19 protein-coding genes and 1 tRNA gene are annotated in these 17,671 nt (G+C 60.9%); 8 read left to right on the forward strand and 12 right to left on the reverse strand.

Going from position 1 to position 17,671, the window contains the following annotated elements; all coding sequences use genetic code 11:
• Positions 1–55 precede the first annotated feature (55 nt).
• On the reverse strand, positions 56–2,044 hold the full coding sequence (locus tag SC1_RS02260; protein ID WP_062177027.1) for a lipoxygenase family protein: 1,989 nt from the start codon (positions 2,042–2,044) through the stop codon (positions 56–58).
• A gap of 159 nt (positions 2,045–2,203) precedes the next feature.
• On the opposite strand from SC1_RS02260, the gene SC1_RS02265 reads away from it, so the two are divergent.
• From SC1_RS02265 to SC1_RS02275, 3 genes are read left to right on the forward strand one after another with little or no spacing between them, the layout of a single operon-like run.
• Complete coding sequence (locus SC1_RS02265; protein ID WP_238586537.1) at positions 2,204–3,349, forward strand: diguanylate cyclase; 1,146 nt, start codon at positions 2,204–2,206, stop codon at positions 3,347–3,349.
• A gap of 42 nt (positions 3,350–3,391) precedes the next feature.
• Positions 3,392–6,286 carry a pitrilysin family protein gene (locus tag SC1_RS02270; RefSeq protein ID WP_062177033.1) on the forward strand — a complete coding sequence of 965 codons (2,895 nt, stop codon included), beginning with the start codon at positions 3,392–3,394 and terminating at the stop codon, positions 6,284–6,286.
• 13 nt (positions 6,287–6,299) lie between these two features.
• On the forward strand, positions 6,300–6,872 hold the full coding sequence (locus SC1_RS02275) for a Slp family lipoprotein (RefSeq protein WP_193749082.1): 573 nt from the start codon (positions 6,300–6,302) through the stop codon (positions 6,870–6,872).
• A gap of 172 nt (positions 6,873–7,044) precedes the next feature.
• Here the strand turns inward: SC1_RS02275 and SC1_RS02280 are convergent, their stop codons facing one another.
• The 3 genes from SC1_RS02280 to SC1_RS02290 form a co-directional block, all read right to left on the reverse strand.
• Positions 7,045–7,464 (reverse strand): hypothetical protein, encoded by a 420-nt coding sequence (locus SC1_RS02280; RefSeq protein WP_062177039.1) that lies wholly within the window; start codon positions 7,462–7,464, stop codon positions 7,045–7,047.
• A gap of 222 nt (positions 7,465–7,686) precedes the next feature.
• On the reverse strand, positions 7,687–8,169 hold the full coding sequence (gene bfr, locus SC1_RS02285) for a bacterioferritin (RefSeq protein WP_062177042.1): 483 nt from the start codon (positions 8,167–8,169) through the stop codon (positions 7,687–7,689).
• Between the two features lie 101 nt (positions 8,170–8,270).
• Complete coding sequence (locus tag SC1_RS02290) at positions 8,271–8,444, reverse strand: bacterioferritin-associated ferredoxin (protein ID WP_037513974.1); 174 nt, start codon at positions 8,442–8,444, stop codon at positions 8,271–8,273.
• 193 nt (positions 8,445–8,637) lie between these two features.
• Here SC1_RS02290 and purS point away from each other — a divergent pair, with 193 nt between their 5' ends.
• Both purS and purQ read left to right on the forward strand, forming a co-directional pair.
• A complete protein-coding gene (gene purS / locus SC1_RS02295) occupies positions 8,638–8,868 on the forward strand; it encodes a phosphoribosylformylglycinamidine synthase subunit PurS (RefSeq protein ID WP_037513977.1) in 231 nt (76 codons plus the stop codon).
• A 14-nt stretch (positions 8,869–8,882) separates the two neighbouring features.
• Complete coding sequence (gene purQ / locus SC1_RS02300; RefSeq protein WP_062177045.1) at positions 8,883–9,548, forward strand: phosphoribosylformylglycinamidine synthase subunit PurQ; 666 nt, start codon at positions 8,883–8,885, stop codon at positions 9,546–9,548.
• Here the strand turns inward: purQ and SC1_RS02305 are convergent.
• Positions 9,510–9,905 carry a hypothetical protein gene (locus tag SC1_RS02305; RefSeq protein WP_062177048.1) on the reverse strand — a complete coding sequence of 132 codons (396 nt, stop codon included), beginning with the start codon at positions 9,903–9,905 and terminating at the stop codon, positions 9,510–9,512. The genes purQ and SC1_RS02305 overlap by 39 nt on opposite strands.
• 4 nt (positions 9,906–9,909) lie before the next feature.
• Positions 9,910–10,659, reverse strand: a complete 750-nt coding sequence (locus SC1_RS02310) for a queuosine precursor transporter (RefSeq protein ID WP_062177050.1) — start codon at positions 10,657–10,659, stop codon at positions 9,910–9,912.
• Positions 10,660–10,730: 71 nt separating this feature from the next.
• Here SC1_RS02310 and SC1_RS02315 point away from each other — a divergent pair.
• Positions 10,731–10,807, forward strand: a tRNA-Arg gene (locus SC1_RS02315).
• A 289-nt stretch (positions 10,808–11,096) separates the two neighbouring features.
• Here the strand turns inward: SC1_RS02315 and SC1_RS02320 are convergent.
• The 4 genes from SC1_RS02320 to SC1_RS22035 all read right to left on the reverse strand — a co-directional run bounded on the left by SC1_RS02320 (position 11,097) and on the right by SC1_RS22035 (position 14,620).
• A complete protein-coding gene (locus SC1_RS02320) occupies positions 11,097–11,870 on the reverse strand; it encodes a hypothetical protein (RefSeq protein WP_238586538.1) in 774 nt (257 codons plus the stop codon).
• Entirely contained in the window at positions 11,857–12,729 is an 873-nt protein-coding gene (locus SC1_RS02325; RefSeq protein WP_062177055.1) for a hypothetical protein, read from the reverse strand. The genes SC1_RS02320 and SC1_RS02325 overlap by 14 nt, the downstream gene beginning before the upstream one ends.
• Before the next feature lie 55 nt (positions 12,730–12,784).
• Complete coding sequence (locus SC1_RS02330; protein ID WP_062177057.1) at positions 12,785–13,702, reverse strand: 3'-5' exonuclease; 918 nt, start codon at positions 13,700–13,702, stop codon at positions 12,785–12,787.
• A gap of 162 nt (positions 13,703–13,864) precedes the next feature.
• A complete protein-coding gene (locus SC1_RS22035) occupies positions 13,865–14,620 on the reverse strand; it encodes a hypothetical protein (RefSeq protein WP_062177061.1) in 756 nt (251 codons plus the stop codon).
• A gap of 333 nt (positions 14,621–14,953) precedes the next feature.
• Here SC1_RS22035 and SC1_RS02340 point away from each other — a divergent pair, with 333 nt between their 5' ends.
• Complete coding sequence (locus SC1_RS02340) at positions 14,954–15,523, forward strand: Panacea domain-containing protein (RefSeq protein ID WP_152682262.1); 570 nt, start codon at positions 14,954–14,956, stop codon at positions 15,521–15,523.
• Entirely contained in the window at positions 15,513–15,926 is a 414-nt protein-coding gene (locus SC1_RS21740) for a hypothetical protein (RefSeq protein ID WP_152682263.1), read from the forward strand. Before SC1_RS02340 ends, SC1_RS21740 begins: the two co-directional genes overlap by 11 nt.
• 88 nt (positions 15,927–16,014) lie before the next feature.
• Here SC1_RS21740 and SC1_RS02345 read toward each other — a convergent pair whose 3' ends face one another.
• Together SC1_RS02345 and SC1_RS21745 are read right to left on the reverse strand one after the other, a co-directional pair.
• Positions 16,015–16,668: an SOS response-associated peptidase gene (locus SC1_RS02345; RefSeq protein ID WP_062177067.1), complete on the reverse strand. Its 654-nt coding sequence runs from the start codon at positions 16,666–16,668 to the stop codon at positions 16,015–16,017.
• Positions 16,669–16,762: 94 nt separating this feature from the next.
• The gene (locus SC1_RS21745) at positions 16,763–17,275 is read right to left on the reverse strand and encodes a hypothetical protein (protein ID WP_152682264.1); all 513 of its coding nucleotides are present in this window, start codon (positions 17,273–17,275) and stop codon (positions 16,763–16,765) included.
• Between the last annotated feature and the right edge of the window lie 396 nt (positions 17,276–17,671).

A 17,671-nucleotide genomic window follows, 5' to 3' on the forward strand; every position in this document is an offset into this window, starting at 1 on the left:
CTGCCCCTAGGGGTGTCTCGACTTCGCTCGACACGAACGGATGGGGTTGGTCTGACTAGATATTGATGCTTGTCGGGATCAGGCTCGGCTGCAGATAGGGATAAGGCTGCATCCGCTCGGCATTGCGCGTGGCGATCTCCGCCTCGACGCCCTGCAGCACCGCCTGGAACCATGCCAGCGGCCCCTCGGCCCCCGTCACGCGCGGATCCTGAAACCAGAGCGGATAGGGAAAGGCGTTGCTGCGATAATCGCCGAGCGGCCGATAATGCACCGACCCCAATAGTTCGAGCACATTGAGCTGTTCGAGCGCGAGGGCCATCGGCGGCATCATCGCGAGCCAACCCGGCTTGTCGTGCCCGCGCTGGCCGTTCGGTGCCGCCTGCCAGCCCGCGCCGGTGACGGCGGGCGCAAAGGCCATGATGTTCTTTTGCGGGAAATTGACCGCGGCATGCTGCGCGCTCGCGGTGAACATCACCATCGTACAGATTTCGGCGAGCTGCGCGCGCGTCGTGACGGGGCCGAAGCCTTTGATCTTGGCTTCGCCGGCGAGGCACGTCGCCCATGCCGTCAGCTCGGTGTCGGCGACGACGTCGGCGTCATGGGCGTAATAGAGGTCGACATATTGCCGCGCCCATTCGTGGATCGCGTCCCACACGAGCAGCGCGTCGTCGCGGTACGGATAGTCGGTAAGCGCAGTATCGACGCCGACCCCGCGCGCAGACAGGTCGGTGCGAAGCATCTTGCCATAAAAGTCGAAAGCGAGGCGCGCATCGACCGCGGCGAGCTGGCTCGATGCGATAGTGCCCGCGAAAATATGGTCGATCGGGCCGCCTGCCGCGATCAGCGAGGTCGCCGCCTGTTCGTTGATGAACAAGGTGCCCTCGAAATGCGGGACGAGCAGGGCCCAAACCGGGTGCACTTCGGCGAGGTGGCGGTGCGTCGCGACCGCAAAGGCTTCGATCACCAGATGCGTGCGCGCAAGGTGCGCGAACAGCTCGTGATAATTGCCGTCGGCGACCTGGACGACGAACTTCGCCATTTCCCATCCCCAGATTTTCTCGGCAACGGGTGAGGGGCTGAAGATCGGATAGTCGACCGGATCCTGTCCGCACTGGATCGCGACGGGAATCAGCGACGATCCGCCCGGGGGTACCGCGAACAGCGCCATCGGCTGCCAGATATATTTTGCCTCGGTTCCATAAGTGCCGGGGTCGATCACCGCGAGCGCGGCATAGTCGAGCATGAACAGGCGTCCGTCAGCCAGCGCGGCGGCCAGCGTATCGCCATTGACGACGGCGGCATATTTCGCGGCGCTGAGCGGAAAATTGGCGGGCAACGCATCGCCGACCGCGGCGATCAACATGCAGTTCGGGCCTTGAACGCGGAGGCGCGCGAACTCGTTATCGTCCTGAAACATATAGCTGATGCCCGGAACCGGCAGCGTCGCGAACAGTGCGCGATACGCCTCAATGCTGCGCGGGGTCTTGCTGCCGAGGCCGTCGGCGTCTTCGACCTTCATCAGTTCTTCGAGGCGGTCCTTATAACCCTTGAGCAAAGCGACATGCGCATCACGCTCCGCGGCGGCGACCGCATTTTCGACATCGCCGATCATGCGCTCGAAAATATTGCCACCGGTGTGGACGCCATGTTCGGCCGCGATCTTCGCCGCCGAGGTTTCGATCGCGTCGCACTCGACCAATGCCGCCTCATACTCGGCACGCGGACTGTTAAGTTCGCCCTTGTCGACGGCGCCCAGCTTTACCGTCAGCGCGTTGCGCACGATGCCGAGCCCGACGCCGATCAGGATCACGAACCAGGCGATCGTCGGCTCGTCACTCTTCGGCACATCGGTCGCGAGTGGAACGCCGGGCAGGGTCGGGATTTCGGTCGTCCATGTGTAGACCGCCTGCGTCGCGGTGAGCTGCGCGGCGCGCGCGGCCTGCTCGGCAGGCGTGTCATTCTGCGGCAGCGTGGGATCGCTTGCCGGCATCGGCACGGTCGGCGCGGCGGCGGGTGAAGTCAAAGGCGTCATCGGATAAGACATGGCGTTGCTCCTGTCGGGCGCGATAAATTCGGCGGTCGCTATCGCTAAACATGGTTAATATTTCGCAAGCCATGTGCCCGTGCGGAGCCGTTAGGTAAGTGATAAGACAGGTTTTCATTCCTTAACCCCTGCTTTACTTGCGCTTGCTATCCAGCCCCTATGACGGGGGTCTATCACTGGCTGCGGACGCGCTTTTTTCCGCCGATTCCGGATGCGATTCGGGACGACGTCGCCTTGCTGCGCGCCAATCGCGTCGAAACGCTGACCCCGATGCTGTTCCTGATGCTGGCGGCGACGACGCCGACCGCCATCTATGCGGGCGTCGACACGGTTCACCCGATCGTCCGCATCGGCTTTCCGGTTACGCTCGCGATCATCGGTTTGCTCGGCTTCATTTTTCTGATGCACAATCGCGGCCGGCGAATGAGCCTGCGCCGCGCGCGGAGGATGATCAAGGAATCGATGTGGCTGTCGGGAACGACGGGCGCGATGTGCAGTAGCTGGACGGTGATCAACTGGATGGCCGCTCCGCCCTCGACGCACAGCTATTATGCGATGATCATGGCGATGGGCTCGCTCGCGACCGCTTATTGCCTGTCGTCGATCCGCCTGGCGACCTTCATCAACCTGCTGATCGGGCTTGTGCCGATTTCGTTCCTGATGCTGACGTCGGGTAACCCGCCCGAAATCGCTGCGGGCACCAGCCTGGTCGTCGCCACGATCTTCCTGCTCCGCATGATTCTTCAGCAGCATGACCAACTCATCGACCTGCTCCAGCTTCAGCATCAGATGCGCGACCTTGCGCACACCGATCCGCTGACCGGCCTCGCCAATCGCCGCGAGTTCGACATGCGGCTCGACGAGGAAATTGCGAAAGGCGACGCGTCGAGCCCGTTTGCGATCGCGCTGCTCGATCTCAACGGCTTCAAGCCGATCAACGACCAGCACGGCCACGCTATCGGCGACGGCGTCTTGTGCGAACTCGCCGAGCGTCTGCGGCGCGCATGCGGCGATCATGCGGTGGTCGCGCGCCAAGGCGGCGATGAATTTGCGATCCTCGTCCCCGCCGGGTCGATCCTGCTCAAAACATCGCTCGCCGACCATGTTCTTTCCGCGCTCGCCGCGCCCTACCGCATCGGCGGCCGGTCGATCGGCGTCGGCGCGGGAATCGGCACCGCGAGCTGGCCCGAACATGGCGACAGCGCGCGCAAATTGCTCGAGGTTGCCGACCGCGCACTCTATGCTGCGAAAGCCGCCGATCGCGAGAAGACGTCGTCTGTCGAAAGCATCGGCCGGGTCGCGTAACACTGGCTTGACCGCCCGCAGGGCGGTGGCCACATCTGGCGAATGACCAAGTCCTTTGTCCGGCGTGCTTCGACCGCGCTGTCGCCCCTCGTTTTCCTCATCGCCAGCACCGCCCCGGCCTGGGCCAGAGAAGCGGCCGTAAAGGTTGCCGCATCGGCGGCGGTCAATCCGCAGAGCGAGGCGGCCAAGGCGTGGAACTTCGCGGCGAGCGACGTGCCGGTCGACCCGAACATCATCTTCGGCGTGCTGCCCAACGGGATGAAATATGCGCTGCTGAAGAACAGCACGCCCAAGGACAGCGTCGTGCTGCGCATGCGCTTCGCGGTCGGCAGCTTCGCAGAGGCCGAAGACCAGCGCGGCCTCGCGCACTTCCTCGAACATATGGCGTTCAACGGATCGACCAACGTGCCCGAGGGCGAGATGATCAAGCTGCTCGAACGCAAAGGGCTGGCGTTCGGCGCCGATACCAATGCGTCGACCGGCTTCGATGAGACGATCTACAAGCTCGACCTGCCCAACGCATCGGACGATCTGATCGACACGGGCCTGATGCTGATGCGCGAGACGGGCGGTAATCTGACGATCGATCCCGCCGCGGTCGACCGCGAGCGCGGGATCATCCTGTCCGAGCGGCGCGCGCGCGATACCTATCAACTGCGCAATCTGATCGACCAGCTCGATTTCCAGATGAAGGGAATGACGGTTGCGAACCGCATCCCCGTCGGGACCGAGGAGGTGATCAAGACCGCGCCCGCATCGCGTATCCGTGACCTTTACGAGCGCTATTACCGCCCCGAACGCGCGACGTTGGTGATGGTCGGCGATTTCGATCCTGCGGCGGTGGAGGCGAAGATCAAGGCGCGCTTTGCCGATTGGAAAGGGCGCGGCCCCGCCGGTGCCGACCCGGATATCGGCAATGTCGACTATAAGCGGGCATCCGCGGCGGACGATTTCGTCGATCCCGCGATCCAGGATTCTGTGACGATCGCAAGCTTCAAGCCTTGGGTGGACGAGCCCGACACCAAAGCGAAGCGTGCGCGCAAGCTTGCCGAGGACGTCGGTGAGGCGATCATCAGCCGCCGGCTCGCAAAGATCGCGCTGAATGAGGATTCGCCGATCCTGACCGGCTATTTCAGCGACGCCGAAGGGTGGAAGAAATTCGATCAAGTCACCATCGGCGCGGTCGCCAAGGAAGGCGCGTGGAAAGAGGCGCTCGCGCTCGTCGAGCAGGAACAGCGTCGCGCGGTCGAGCATGGCTTTACACAGGCCGAGGTCGACGAGCAGATCGCGAACCGCCGCACCGCGTTCAAAAATGCCGTTGCGGGCGTCACGACGCGGCGCAGCGACGGCCTGGCCGATACGCTGATCGCGGCGGCCGAGGGCGATTTCGTCTTCGTGCGTCCGGAAACGTCGCAGGCATTGTTCGAAGCGGCGGCGCCTTCGCTGAACGCCGCAGCGGTCACCGCGGCTTTTCGCAAGCGAATGGAAGGTCTGAGTGCGCCGCTCGCGCGCGTCTCGGCGAAAAAGCCGATCGAGGGCGGCACGGCCGCGATCCTCGCCGATTTGCGGGCATCGACCAAGGTTGCCGTCGCTGCACCGACCGAGGCGGCGAATGCTGCCTTTGCCTACGATAGTTTCGGTACCCCGGGCAAAATCGTCAGCGACGAACGCGTCGAGGATCTTGGTATCCGCCGCATCCGCTTTGCCAATAATGTGATGCTCAACATCAAGACGACCGATTTCCAGAAGGACAAGGTCATGCTGTCGCTGCGCGTCGACGGCGGTAACCTGCTCGCGACGCGAGACGATCCGACGAAGGTGTCGCTTGCGGGGTCGCTGATGCTCGGCGGGCTCGAGGCGCACAGCCTCGACGATCTGCGCTCGATCCTTGCAGGCAAGACGATCAGCCCGGTCTTCGGCAACTCCACCGATGCCTTTGGCGGTAGCGCGCTGACCTCGCCCGAGGATTTCGCGCTGCAGGCCAAGCTGATGGCGGCCTATCTTACGCACCCCGGATACCGCGCCGACGGGCTCGCGTTGATCCGCCGCGTGCTGCCTCAGCAATATGCGGCGAACGACGCGACGCCGGCGGCAGTGCTAGGGCGCGATGTCGGCGGCATTCTTGCCAATGACGACCCACGCTCGCAGACCCCGCCGCTCGAAAAGGTGATGGCGCTCGACTGGGCGCAGCTCAAGCCCGTCGTCGCCGACAGCTTCGCGCATGGCGCGATCGAGATCGGCGTCGTCGGGGATATCGGCGAACAGTCGGCGATCGACGCCATCGCCGCGACCTTCGGTGCGCTGCCTGAGCGGCGTGCGGCCTTCGATCCGCGCGCCGATGCCCGTATTCGCCAATATGCGACCGACCGCAGCGAACGCACGTTGATCCACAAGGGGCCCGCCGAACAAGCGGAACTGCGCGTATATTGGCCGGCGCGCGACGACAGCGACCTGGCCGAAGCGATGCAGCTCACCCTGTTGTCGCGCGTGATGCAGCTAATGCTGACCGAAGAATTGCGCGAAAAGCTAGGTGAAAGCTACAGCCCCGGAGCGGCGGCAAGCTTGTCGGACGAGTTTCCGGGCTATGGCCATCTTTTCGCTGCGAGCAACGTCGACTACAAGGATCTCGCGACAACGCGCGCCGCGATCTTCGCCATCGCCAAGGAATTGCGCGACAAACCCGTCGACGCCGACCTGCTCGATCGTGCGCGTAAGCCGTTGCTCGAAGCGATGGTCAAATCGCGGCGTGAGAACAGCTATTGGCTGAACTATGTTTCGGAAGCGGCAAGCCACGCCGATCGCCTCGACCGCAGCCGTAAGGGGATCGGCGAGGTCGAGGCGGCGACGCCGGCTGAGTTGCAGGCTCTCGCGAAGCGCTATCTGGTCGATGACAAGGCGCTGGTGATCAAGGCGGTTAGCGACAAGGCGGGCAAATAACAGGCTGCGAGCCGTGTTGTGGTCGAAGAGAAATCCTGTCGGTTCCCGCGCCATCGGGGCGGCTGCGCTTTTCGCGTTGCTTGCGCTGGGCGCCACCGCCGCCTGGACCCGGCCGTCCGAACCCAAGGAAGTGGATGGACAAGCCGAACTCCTGCGGCAGATCGAAGCCTTGCGGACGGCCGAGGTTGCCCCGCTGACGCCCGACGACGCGCTGGGCGAACAGCATATCGGCAAGCGCGTGCGCTGGGCGGGCGGCGTCTATGCCATCGACGGACCTTGCCTGACGATCCTCTTCGCGCGGAGCGGCGATTATGGTGAGCCGCGCTGGACACCCGAACCGACCTACCAGACCTTCGTCGCCTGTGGACCGGGCGTCTATGATGCCGACCTGATACATGCGCACAGCAATGTCACGATCATCGGGGAGGTCATAGGCAAGCAATTTATCGGCATGGGCGGCGGCGGGTCCGACGGTCCAACCATTCGCATCGAGAAATTATATCGCTGGTCGGACTGCCTCGCCGGAGATGACAGCCCGGTGTGCGAGCAGGGTTTCCTGGACGTAGAGCCGGTCGCGAGCGATTAGGCAGCGAAGGGGCAGTTTTCGGCCGATTGCGGCCCTCTCCCTATCGTCATCCCGGGCTTGACCCGGGATCCCGCTTTTCTTGCGCATCGACCGGCTTGGACCTCAAGCGGGACCCCGGATCAAGTCCGGGGTGACGAAAATGGGATGTCAGCTCACCACCCCACAACGGACGCTACACTCGCCCCGGGGCGCGGGCGCGGATGAAATTCTCGAGTGCGACGAACAGCATCTCCCGCGCGTCGCTGCCGAGCATCTCGGCGGTCAGCCAGTCGAATTGAACGCGGTCGCTGCGCGAGGCAGCGCCGACGATTGCGGCGAGCAGCGCTTCGTCGAAACTGACGCGCGGGCAGCAGGGCGGGGCGACCGCAAAGGGTTCGGGCCAGACATGGCCGATCGCTTCGACCACAAGGCGATAGCGGCGCGCGGCGAGGATATTGCCCCATCGCCGTTCGAGTTCGGGCATCGGGTCGCGTTCGCTGCGGCGGCATAGAATGCAGTATCTGAGGGCGAGCACAGCCTGCGCTGCTTCGACGGTCAAATCGCGCACCAGCGGCTGTTCGGACAATTGGCGGATCAGCTCGCTGCTTTGCATGAGGTTCGTTTCTCCCGGCCCATGCAGTCCGTCCGTCCCGTTTTTAAAAAGATGCCGGCCGCTTTAAAGCGCAGCTTTAAGTTGCAGCGGCCGGCAGGAGGGGACTGCCCCACCTTGCTATTGAGAATTATTCGCAAATACAAGCGAAAAAAGAGGCGCCCGAAAGCGCCTCTCTTCTCAACGACTTAGGGTGTGGACATGCCCTTTCCGTCGCCGAATCACTCAGTCGTCGCTCACCGGCTTCGACTGGAGCTGGATATAATTTGCGATACCCATGCGTTCGATCATCTCGAACTGCTTTTCCAGTTCGTCGACATGATGCTCTTCGCTTTCGAGAATGTCGGCGAACAGGTCGCGGCTGACATAGTCGCGTACGCTTTCCGAATGCGCGATTGCATCCTTAAGCAGCGGGAGCGCTTCTTCTTCGAGCGCGAGGTCGGCCTTCAAAATCTCTTCGACCGTCTCGCCGACGCGGAGGCGCCCGAGCATCTGGAAATTGGGAAGGCCGCCGAGGAAGAGGATGCGGTCGGCCAGCTTGTCGGCGTGCTTCATCTCGTCGATCGATTCTTCGCGTTCGAACGCTGCGAGCTTCGCCACGCCCCAATTGTCGAGCATTCGATAATGCAGCCAATATTGGTTGATCGCGGTCAGCTCGTTCTTGAGCGCCTCGTTCAGAAAATCGATGACCTTTTCGTCGCCCTTCATGGTGTCTGTCCTGTCATTTTTGTCTTGGAATGGAGTGGGCGCATTATACGCGCCCCAGCCCCTTCAGGCCAAGGTCAAAAATGGCGGAAAACCAAGAAAAATCAGGCGGTCGCGGCGACGTCGCTGATGATATTGCGAGCGAAAGGCAGGCACTGGCCGCACTTGGGTTTGCGACCCAATTGCGCATAGGCGGCCTTGGCGCACCGCAATTGGCCATCGCGCGCGACATCACGCAGCTGGCTTTCCCTTATTGCGTTGCAGACACAGACGACCATGTGCGAATCCTTCTCAACAATGCTGATTTAGGGATAGTGCGAGGGATTCGCAACAGGAAAGATGCGACTGGTTCGCAATCCGAACAACGGCATTTTTCAGCGATCGGCCGGTCCTCCGGCCCTTGCCCCCGAAGTGATTCGCGGGCATAGGCGCGCGCATATTCTCCGCCCGTCAAAGCAAAGGTCCGCCCCCATGAAAGTGAATGTCTATGTGACGCTCAAGCCAGGGGTGCTCGACCCGCAGGGCAAGGCGATCCATCATGCGCTTGAGGGGCTTGGTTTCGGCGGCGTTGCCGATGTCCGTGCGGGCCGCTTCATCGAACTCGACGTCGCCGACGGCACGAGCGATGCCGACCTTGACGCGATGTGCGCCAAGCTGCTCGCCAACACGGTGATCGAAAACTACCGTATCGAACGCCCGTAACAGGAGCCCAAGCCATGAAGACCGCCGTTATTGTCTTTCCGGGTTCCAACTGCGATCGCGACATGGCCGTTGCGCTGGAGCAGGTGACCGGCCGCGCCCCCGCGATGGTGTGGCATCGCGAGACCGAACTGCCGGATGGCATCGACTTCATCGCGCTGCCGGGCGGCTTTTCCTATGGCGATTATCTCCGTTCGGGCGCGATGGCCGCGCGGTCGCCGATCCTGCGCGCGGTCTCGGACACCGCGGGCCGCGGCGTTCCCGTGCTCGGCGTGTGCAACGGCTTTCAGGTGTTGACCGAAGCGCAGTTGCTGCCCGGCGCATTGATGCGCAATGCCGGCCTCAACTTCGTGTGCCGTACCGTACCGTTGAAGGTCGAGAACAGCCAGTCGCTGTTCACCGCGAGCTATAACGCGGGCGAAGAAATCAACATTCCCGTCGCACATCATGACGGCAATTATTTCGCGGACGCAGGCACGCTCGACCGGATCGAGGGTGAGGGGCGCGTCGCCTTCCGCTACGCCGACAGTGTCAATGGATCGGCGCGCGATATCGCGGGCGTGCTCAATGACGCCGGCAATGTGCTCGGTATGATGCCGCACCCCGAGCGCGCGATCGATCGCGCGCATGGCGGCACCGACGGACTACGCATGTTCGAAGCGGCGCTCGGCGTCCTCGCCTGAGGTGGGTTCCGGCGCGGCGGCCGGGACTTTTGCTTTAGGTTGAAGCCAGCGACCGACGATTAGCAGGACAGTAGGCCAGAAGGCCGTGTTCCAGATGTCGTGCCAATGCGCGGGGTCGGGCTGGATTGCCGATCGTCCGACTTCGGCCGTCATGTCCAGCCATTCGCCGCCGCAGGCCATCGCAATTACCGCGAGCCAGGCAACGATCCAGCCGCCACGCCAGCGCCACACGAGCCGGATGGTGAGGAACAACGCCAACCCGAAATAGATATGCAGCGCGTCCTTATCGAGCCCGGTAGCGTCGATGACCGAGCCTTTTCGCGCCTCGAACAGCGAGGCGATTTCGATGAGAGTCATGGGATCAAACCTTGGCGCCGAACGGGTTGAAATCGGTGCCTTCGTCGAACACATCGACACCTTCGCGCCGCTTCAACGCGCCCACGACCACATAGGTTGCGGGCGTCAGTGCGGCTTCCCACGCGGTCTTGATCAGCCATTGCGACAGGACGACTTCGTAAAGCTGCTCGGGCGGCCAGCCGGCCAGGCCGTAAAAGGCGAGCGGATAGAAAATCAGGCTGTCGAGACCCTGACCGACAATTGTAGACCCGATCGTCCGCGCCCATAATTGCTTGCCGCCGGTCCATAGTTTCATTCGTGCCAGCACATAGGAGTTTGCAAATTCGCCCACGCAAAAGGCCGTCATCGACGCGATGACGATGCGCCAGCTATTGCCGAAGACGAACTCGTAGCTCGCCTGTCCGGGCCAGCCGTCGGCGGGCGGCAATGCTACGACGATCCATGCCATGAACGCCATGAAGGCGAGCGCGGCGAACCCCGTCCAGATGACACGCCGGGCGCGGGCATAGCCATAGACCTCGGTCAGCACGTCGCCGATGATATAGCTGATCGGAAAGAACAGGACCCCGGCACCGAACGCCCATTGCGTGCCGTCCGGCAGCGTAACGTAGCTGGGTTTTGACGCTCCGATGATGTTCGACAACAACAGTATTGCGACGAACGCCGCCATCAAAAGGTCGTAATAGCGGAAGTGACGCACGCTGGCGGCGCTGACCGCGACCGGCTTGTTCGTCAGGGAAGGAGAGTCAGACATGCAGCCGCTGCTTAACGTGCTTTGCAGCATACGCAAACCGCGCTATTCGCGCTGCCCACAGCCTCGTGCACGCGCCCGTAGCTCAGCTGGATAGAGCACCCGCCTTCTAAGCGGGTGGTCGCAGGTTCGAATCCTGCCGGGCGCGCCATATTGCTGTCCGGTTTCATTTGAGATGCACCTACGGTGCACAAGAATGGACCGGCTTGTTCGATTGAACGACAAGCATTGAGGCAATGCGAAATTTCCGGAGGGGCGATCGTGTCCGGCGCAACAATGCGAAGGTCCACCGATTACGCGAAATTTCCTTGATTTGTGCACTTGAAGAAGGCGACTAGAGGTTACCTGTTGCGATGCTTCGACGGCGGCCGCCTCAGAGCTCAGCGCCGAGCTTCGGCGAATTGAGGATTCCTAAATTGCACTCTCCGAGAGTTGATCGGTCATCGAGGCAGACCGCCCGCTCCGATGATGACCGACAACAAATGGCTTGTCAGCGCAGACGCGCCCTTTCGGTAGGCGATTTCACCCCAATCATCCCAACGGTGCACCCGCTCGGCGAGCCAGGCGAATAGGTCATCACGCGATTTTGCATCGGCGAAGGACTGCGACCACGCGATATTGCGGGTCGGCATCCGCGCGCCAACCTTAAGTCCGGTCAACGTCACCAGGTAACGACGTCCCAAATCTTCGCGCTCGAACAGATGGCGACGAAACCCAACCTCCTGCTCAAAGGTGATCAGCGCCCGCTCGCGTGCCTCGGCGTCGAGCCCTTTGCTCGCACTTACCGCGGCGACCACCGCCGACATTGGCAAGCGCTCGAATTCCGGCTCGCGCGTGGCCTGCAGCATCATGAGGACCGACTTGCCCAACGAGGTCAGTCCCCCGCCGAGAAAATCCCTCCCGTTCGAATTCCCGACCATTCCGATGCTGGCGAGCCAGCACTGATAGAAACGCCAGAACATCATGTCCCCGCCGAAAACATCGTGTTTGCTCTCCGTGCCAAACCAGCTCGCATCGATCGCGGTCATCACCCTCAGCATCAGTTCATGCTGCTCGGGCACGAAGTGGACCGGCGGGAAGCCAAGTTCACCTTCCCAGAAGGCGTCCCTGACGCTTGCCCAATTTCGCCCAGCCTCATCCTCGAAGCCGCGCGGATTGGCTCGAAGCCACCAGCCCCACGGGAGTTCGCCGACGTGGCGATCAAAGTCGCCCACGGCCACCTCCCCGACGGGGATCGAGGCCGAGCGGCGGTGGCCCGCCATCGCGCGGGGGCGCCGCGCCGCCTTCGGCGATCGCTCGCAGCTGAGCCGCGAGGGCGATCGTTTCCCTGGCAACATAGGCATCGTCCCGATAGATCCGTGCAAGCTCCGAAGATTTCGATCCGGAGGAATTCGGCCCATCGCTCGGAATAAGATCGTAGGCATGATCGCAACTGAAGCCGAACCACCACGCATGCGAATCTTCGACGCGGTGGTCGGTTGCATGTTCGACCGGATGGTAAACCGCCGGTCTTAGTGTCACGTGGCAGATGCGTCGCGCCTCGACGGCTAACCGACGCGTCGGACTCGGACCTTCTTCGCACAGTCTTGAATAAGTCAAACCGCCATGCACATCGATCCCTATGTCCGGCGGAACTGCGTTTGCATCCCAGCCCCAGAGAGGGTGATCCTTCGGAATGCCGACATATCCGCAGAGAAAGCCATTGTCCGTGTTACGCAACATGATGCAGTCGTATCCACTCGCCGTATCGCGCCAGCTGACCTTGTCCGCTTCTCCGAGCCACACCCCCTTACCACCGGGCCGAGCAGCCTGATCGTAGAAAATTTCTTCTGCGGGAACGACGCATTCGCGAGTTGCATAGGCGCGGCCGGTGACGAGACCGACGCCGCCCTCTCGCGCGACTTCGCCTCCAACGCCGATTAGTTTTGCCAGAGCGAGTTCGGAGTCGACGATCGACAGCAGCGTGTCGTCCGTCGCGGGCGTAACCGCAAGCGTGGCAGCCTTTCGTTTGACGGGCGCCTTATGCCTGCCGGTCGGGACGAGCGCGTTGGACTTGGTGGACCTTTTGGTCATGCCTTTTCTCCAGTCTATTTAGGGGTGTCGATGCGCATAGTTTCGGGCTGAGCGTTCATGCCGGTCGGTTCGATGGCACTGTTGGTGCGTAGCGTTCCCGCCACGTCAGCCGCTCGATGATCGGTCCAAGAGCTCGGGGATTGGCCTCCATCGAGTAGACATGACTGGCGAGCCACCATTCCTCCTCGGCGCGACGGGCGTCGGGCACTTCTCGCCACCAGCATTTCGGATTGCTCGCAGCGTCCCATCGGTAGCCCCGCATTCGAAGCAAGTCCTTCACCTCAAAGGAGGCGCCGACCGCGCGGAATCGCCAACTGGGCGCGCGGGCGGTGGTGAGCATCTGCGCGAGCGCAGTCGTGCCATCAGGCATATTCTGTCGTAGAATTTGGATCACCGCGTCGACATCGTCCACGGCGCGGTGTGCACCGTGGAAGTATCCGCTCTGCGCAAGAAGCCACCCCAGCGACCGGCCGTCGAACCCATTGGCGCGCCAGTCGATATCATTGCAGCTGCAGCACCACGCGAGCCCCGCAGCTTCTGGTATTCGGCGTTCGACATGACGACGATCGAAGGAGGCATTGTGCGCGCAGACAAATGTAGCGGATTTGAGAAGTCGCAGGGCCACCCCGTCGTCGATGGATTTGCCGGCCAGGTCGGCGTTGGTAATGCCAGTTAGGCGCACAATGTCCTCGGGCAGTTCGCATCCCGGATCCTCTAACCACGAGTATGGCCGGTCGATCTTGACGATCACGCCAGCGGGGTCGACGCGGAAGCGCCGCAATGCGAGTTCGATGATTGCGTCCTCATCACCGATGCCGGTTGTCTCGCAGTCGACGGCAACGCCGATAAAGGTATCGACACGGCCGCCGACGCCGGTCTCGCCCTCGCGGACATCGAGCCGGCGCAGCAGGCGCACATCGTCATCGCCGTTCGGCACGCACAGCGCGGCCGGATCAGGAACCTCCTCCTGCATGGTTGTCTCCGATCGTTGAAGGAACTTTGCCTGAGCCGAACGCCCTCGTGATGGACGGCGGACGTGGTCGGGAATATTGTCAGGCCGCGAAGCGCTGCCTGAGGCTAATGGTTAAACGACGCGTGCCGCCATAGGCGCGGCGTCGACCATCCTGATTTCGGATCAGACGTCGATGCGCTGCTCGATGGTCACTGCGAAATCATTGTGTAATGGATGATCTGCTTCGGGCGCCACACGGCGGATAAGTTCCGCGACGGGCTCCTGCACCAATGCCATCGCCACCGGTGTCGATTGGTGAAAACCTTCGCGAATGTCGGCAACATTTGCCGCCGAATGTCCAAAGCGTTCACACAATCGGGCCGAGATCTCGGACGGCTCATGGGCGATGGAGGCATGGAACGCCTGCAGCATCAGATTTCGGTCAGAATAGATTATGGTCGCCGTGAACAAGCGGGGCGCTGCCAAAGGCCGATGGCCAGAGCGGTTACGCTTTTTCCCCGCCTTTCGTTTGGACGACATGTATTGCCGTGATCGTCGGCGCTTGTCCTCTTCATCGTCTGAAAGAAGAGTATCAACAGCCGTGGGAGCGAGGTCGAGCCCAAGTGACAGCCCATGGACGAGAATGCTGCGCAGACAATGCTCGCGCTCGAGGCACGCGTCGATAGCCGCCCTACCATCAAACAGCCGCCGCGGTGCGAGCATCCATGACATTGGGTCATGCTCGATCCCCTCGCGCTGAAACCGACCTCCCGTTTCTACCGCAACCAGAGCAACGCGAGTAATTGCGCGCCGCGTGGTAATGATGGCGGTGTCACCGTAGGGACAGTCTTCCGCAAGTGGATCGAGAACGATCGGCTTTACTTCGATTGAGGCAGCGTTGCCGGGGATGGTTTGCGGGGCAATGGTCATGAGGTCCATTGGAAGTCTCCTGGTCGCCGAAGTGGCAATTCCTCTTATGCAAAAGCGGGGCGACACCGCCGACGAATGACCATATGGAAACTTCAGTTTATATTTCAATAGTTCGTGAAGTATTGAATGTAAATTTCTATTAACTATGAAATGGGCAAGTCCTGTTTCTTTGGAGGCGGGACCCTTTGATTCGCGGTGACGGCTGTCACGCACGCTCGTGGTGGAGGTTCCGAGGAATAACCGATTTAAACTGGCTGACTGTAGAGGCGATACGCGTTTTCAGGTCTGTTTTTGAAGAGGCATGCCCGCGAGCGTGTCAGGCTTCTCAATTTATGACGATCGGTGCCGACATCAGAACACGCCCAAAAATATAAAGCAGCATTTTACCGAAAATTCGGTTTTGAGTTTCATCTTGGGAAGGAAAACAAAGAGATGGAAGATATGGCGCGCAAAATCGATGCTCACGATGTCGCAGATTGGTTTATCAATCGCATTGATCGCGGAATGGGCGAGGTCATCACCTCTGACGTTGTTAACCGTCTGCTCTATTTTGCTCAGGCTTGGTATCTGGCGAATACCGGCCACGAGATGTTTGAGGAGGAATTTGAAGCTTGGGGCACGGGTCCGGTAATTCCATCCGTCTATGAACGCTTCGAGCGATTGGATGGCGCAAGCCTCCCGGATATCGAGAAGAGCCGCACTATCAAGGGCAGCAAGCTGGAAATGCTCGAATGTATCCAGAGGGACTATGGTTGCTACCTGCCCTTCAAGCTCGACGAACTTGCGAAAGAGGCGGGTGGGCCTTGGCATTCAGCGCGCAAAGGTCTTGCTCCTCTCGCGCCCAGCGCCAAAGTGATCTCCAAGACCGCCATGAAGAGCTTTTACCGGGAGAAGATCAAGAATGCCGCGTAAATCTCACAAGCGCGGCATGCGAACCGATCAGCAAGATCCTTCTCCATCCTTAAGATCGTTGGATGATGACGCCGGAGTAACGGTCAGCTTCGCCCACTACAGGGCAGAAACCGAATGTCTTTCGACGTGGGGTAAAGCAGACCTCAAGAGTTTCGTCGGCGTTTTAGAGAAAATGCGGGCTATGAATATCGCGACGTTACGAAATTCTAGCATTTGCTCTCCACATCGAAAAGGGTCGCCACTGGCCGAGCGTTTCTCAAGGCCCGACACGATCGGCAAGGATTATCGGATGCATGAAATTCGGGTCGATCGAAGCAACGCCGCACGAATGCATGGTGTCATTGAGGATTCGGTGTTCTATCTGGTTTGGCTTGACCGCAAGCACGAGGTGTTCCCTGAATAGCCTGGGCACTTAGAATCTAGCGAACACTCCAAATATCGCCCCGAGGCTTAAGTGAATTTTCCGGATCATTCGGCCCACATGCGGAGCTTCATATCAACGTCTGACGTTCCGTCGCTTGTGCTTTGCGGGCGAACCATGGGTCATCGGTGCGCTCCACCGTCAGCTTCGTCGCCGAATATTGCGTCACGACGGCCATTGCTTCCTCGGCGTCAGCACGCAGCCATGTCTCGTGTGCGTCAGGGTGCAAGATCACCGGCATTCGATCGTGAATGTCCCAAAGTTCTTTGGTCGCATCGACCATTACGCCGGTATAGGCATTACCCCATTCATCAGTGGGTCGCCAAAGGCCAGCCCAAGCAGCAACCGGCTGGTCTGCGACGTTGATCCAGGTTCGGGTCATTTTACCAGGCTCGCCCTCGGCCTCAGCGAATGCCGTGAATGGGATCAGGCACCGGTGAGCAGGATTGGTGAACCACTGGCGCCAGATGGTCCATAATTTGTCGTCCCGAGCGTTATTCGTCGCTGTCGGCTTGTTGGGTTTTCCGGTCCGCTTGTTGATCGAGTGCCGCGGAAAGCCCCAGGTCATCTGCTCGAGCACCCGCTTCCCTTGATCTTCGCGAACGACAATGCCGGGATACTGGGGATAGACGTCGGCGGGCGCGTTGAAACCGTAGGTCGCAGGTGTCGCGAAAAGCGAAGCCATTTCCTGCACCGTCGATTTGTTGGTGTAGAGATTGCACATGCGAATAGACTGGCGCCGGGTCGAGGTCTGTCAACTGTTTCGATGAGGGAAGACGACGGAAGTTTCCAAACTTCCGAGTTACAGCGTGTCGCCTTCATGCTTCTGGCAGTTTGAGGTCAAACTCTGACCGCCACCATTGCCGGTTCTCGGCCGTGTCTGTTGCGCGGCTTCCGGGGCGTTCCAAAGATGGGTCGGATATTATGCTGATTGCCCGGGGCAGCCGCGATAACCACCCAAAACACTTCTGCAGATCCTCCCAGGAGATGGAATGCTTTTCGCCGTTGAGTTCCCAGCGCAATTGGGCCGGCACTTGCTCATTTGCCGCCGAAATTCCGATCAGGCCGTGGCATAAGCCATTTCGCGTATCGAGGGGGCCTTGCAGCTGGCATCGCATGACCTTGGCCAACGAAGGGCACAGTGAGGTGGCTGGATGCGCCGCGATCACTGCGCTTTCCCAAGTTCGCACGACGGCTGCAATGCCGTGAGCCCGTGGCGGCAGGGAGCCATGAAAGCGAATGACTTCGTCGCGCAAAGACTTTTCCAGTCTTGACCATACCAACAGCAGCGATCCCAATGAAGCGCTGATCCTGTCATAGTTCACTTCCAACGTAGTGCGACCTCTGCTTTCGCCATCGTCGGATCGCCATACTATCCACGCCCTAATGATTGGTAATCTGGGGAAGGCGCAACTTTACCTCTCGGCCGCTCTGTTCCTATCGGCGGCGCCGTAGTTGGCGCTTCCATTCGATGATGTCAGGCATCGGCAACTGCCGCGTATGGTCAATGTTCACCAATTCGAGCGTTGCGAGCGTCCGCTTTCGTTTCGCAAAATAGCACTGCAGGCACCGCATACGCTTACGCACCTCGGGTAGCCGATCGTTCCAGCCTTTGCGCTCGAACAGATACCACAGCGCGTGCGGATCGAAGATGCCGACATTCCCACACTGACAGGAAACCTGGACCGTGTGGTGTCTGCAGGCGACATCGAATAGGTCGCTGATGG

This window comes from Sphingopyxis sp. C-1, from assembly GCF_001047015.1.
Taxonomy (GTDB): Bacteria; Pseudomonadota; Alphaproteobacteria; order Sphingomonadales; family Sphingomonadaceae; genus Sphingopyxis.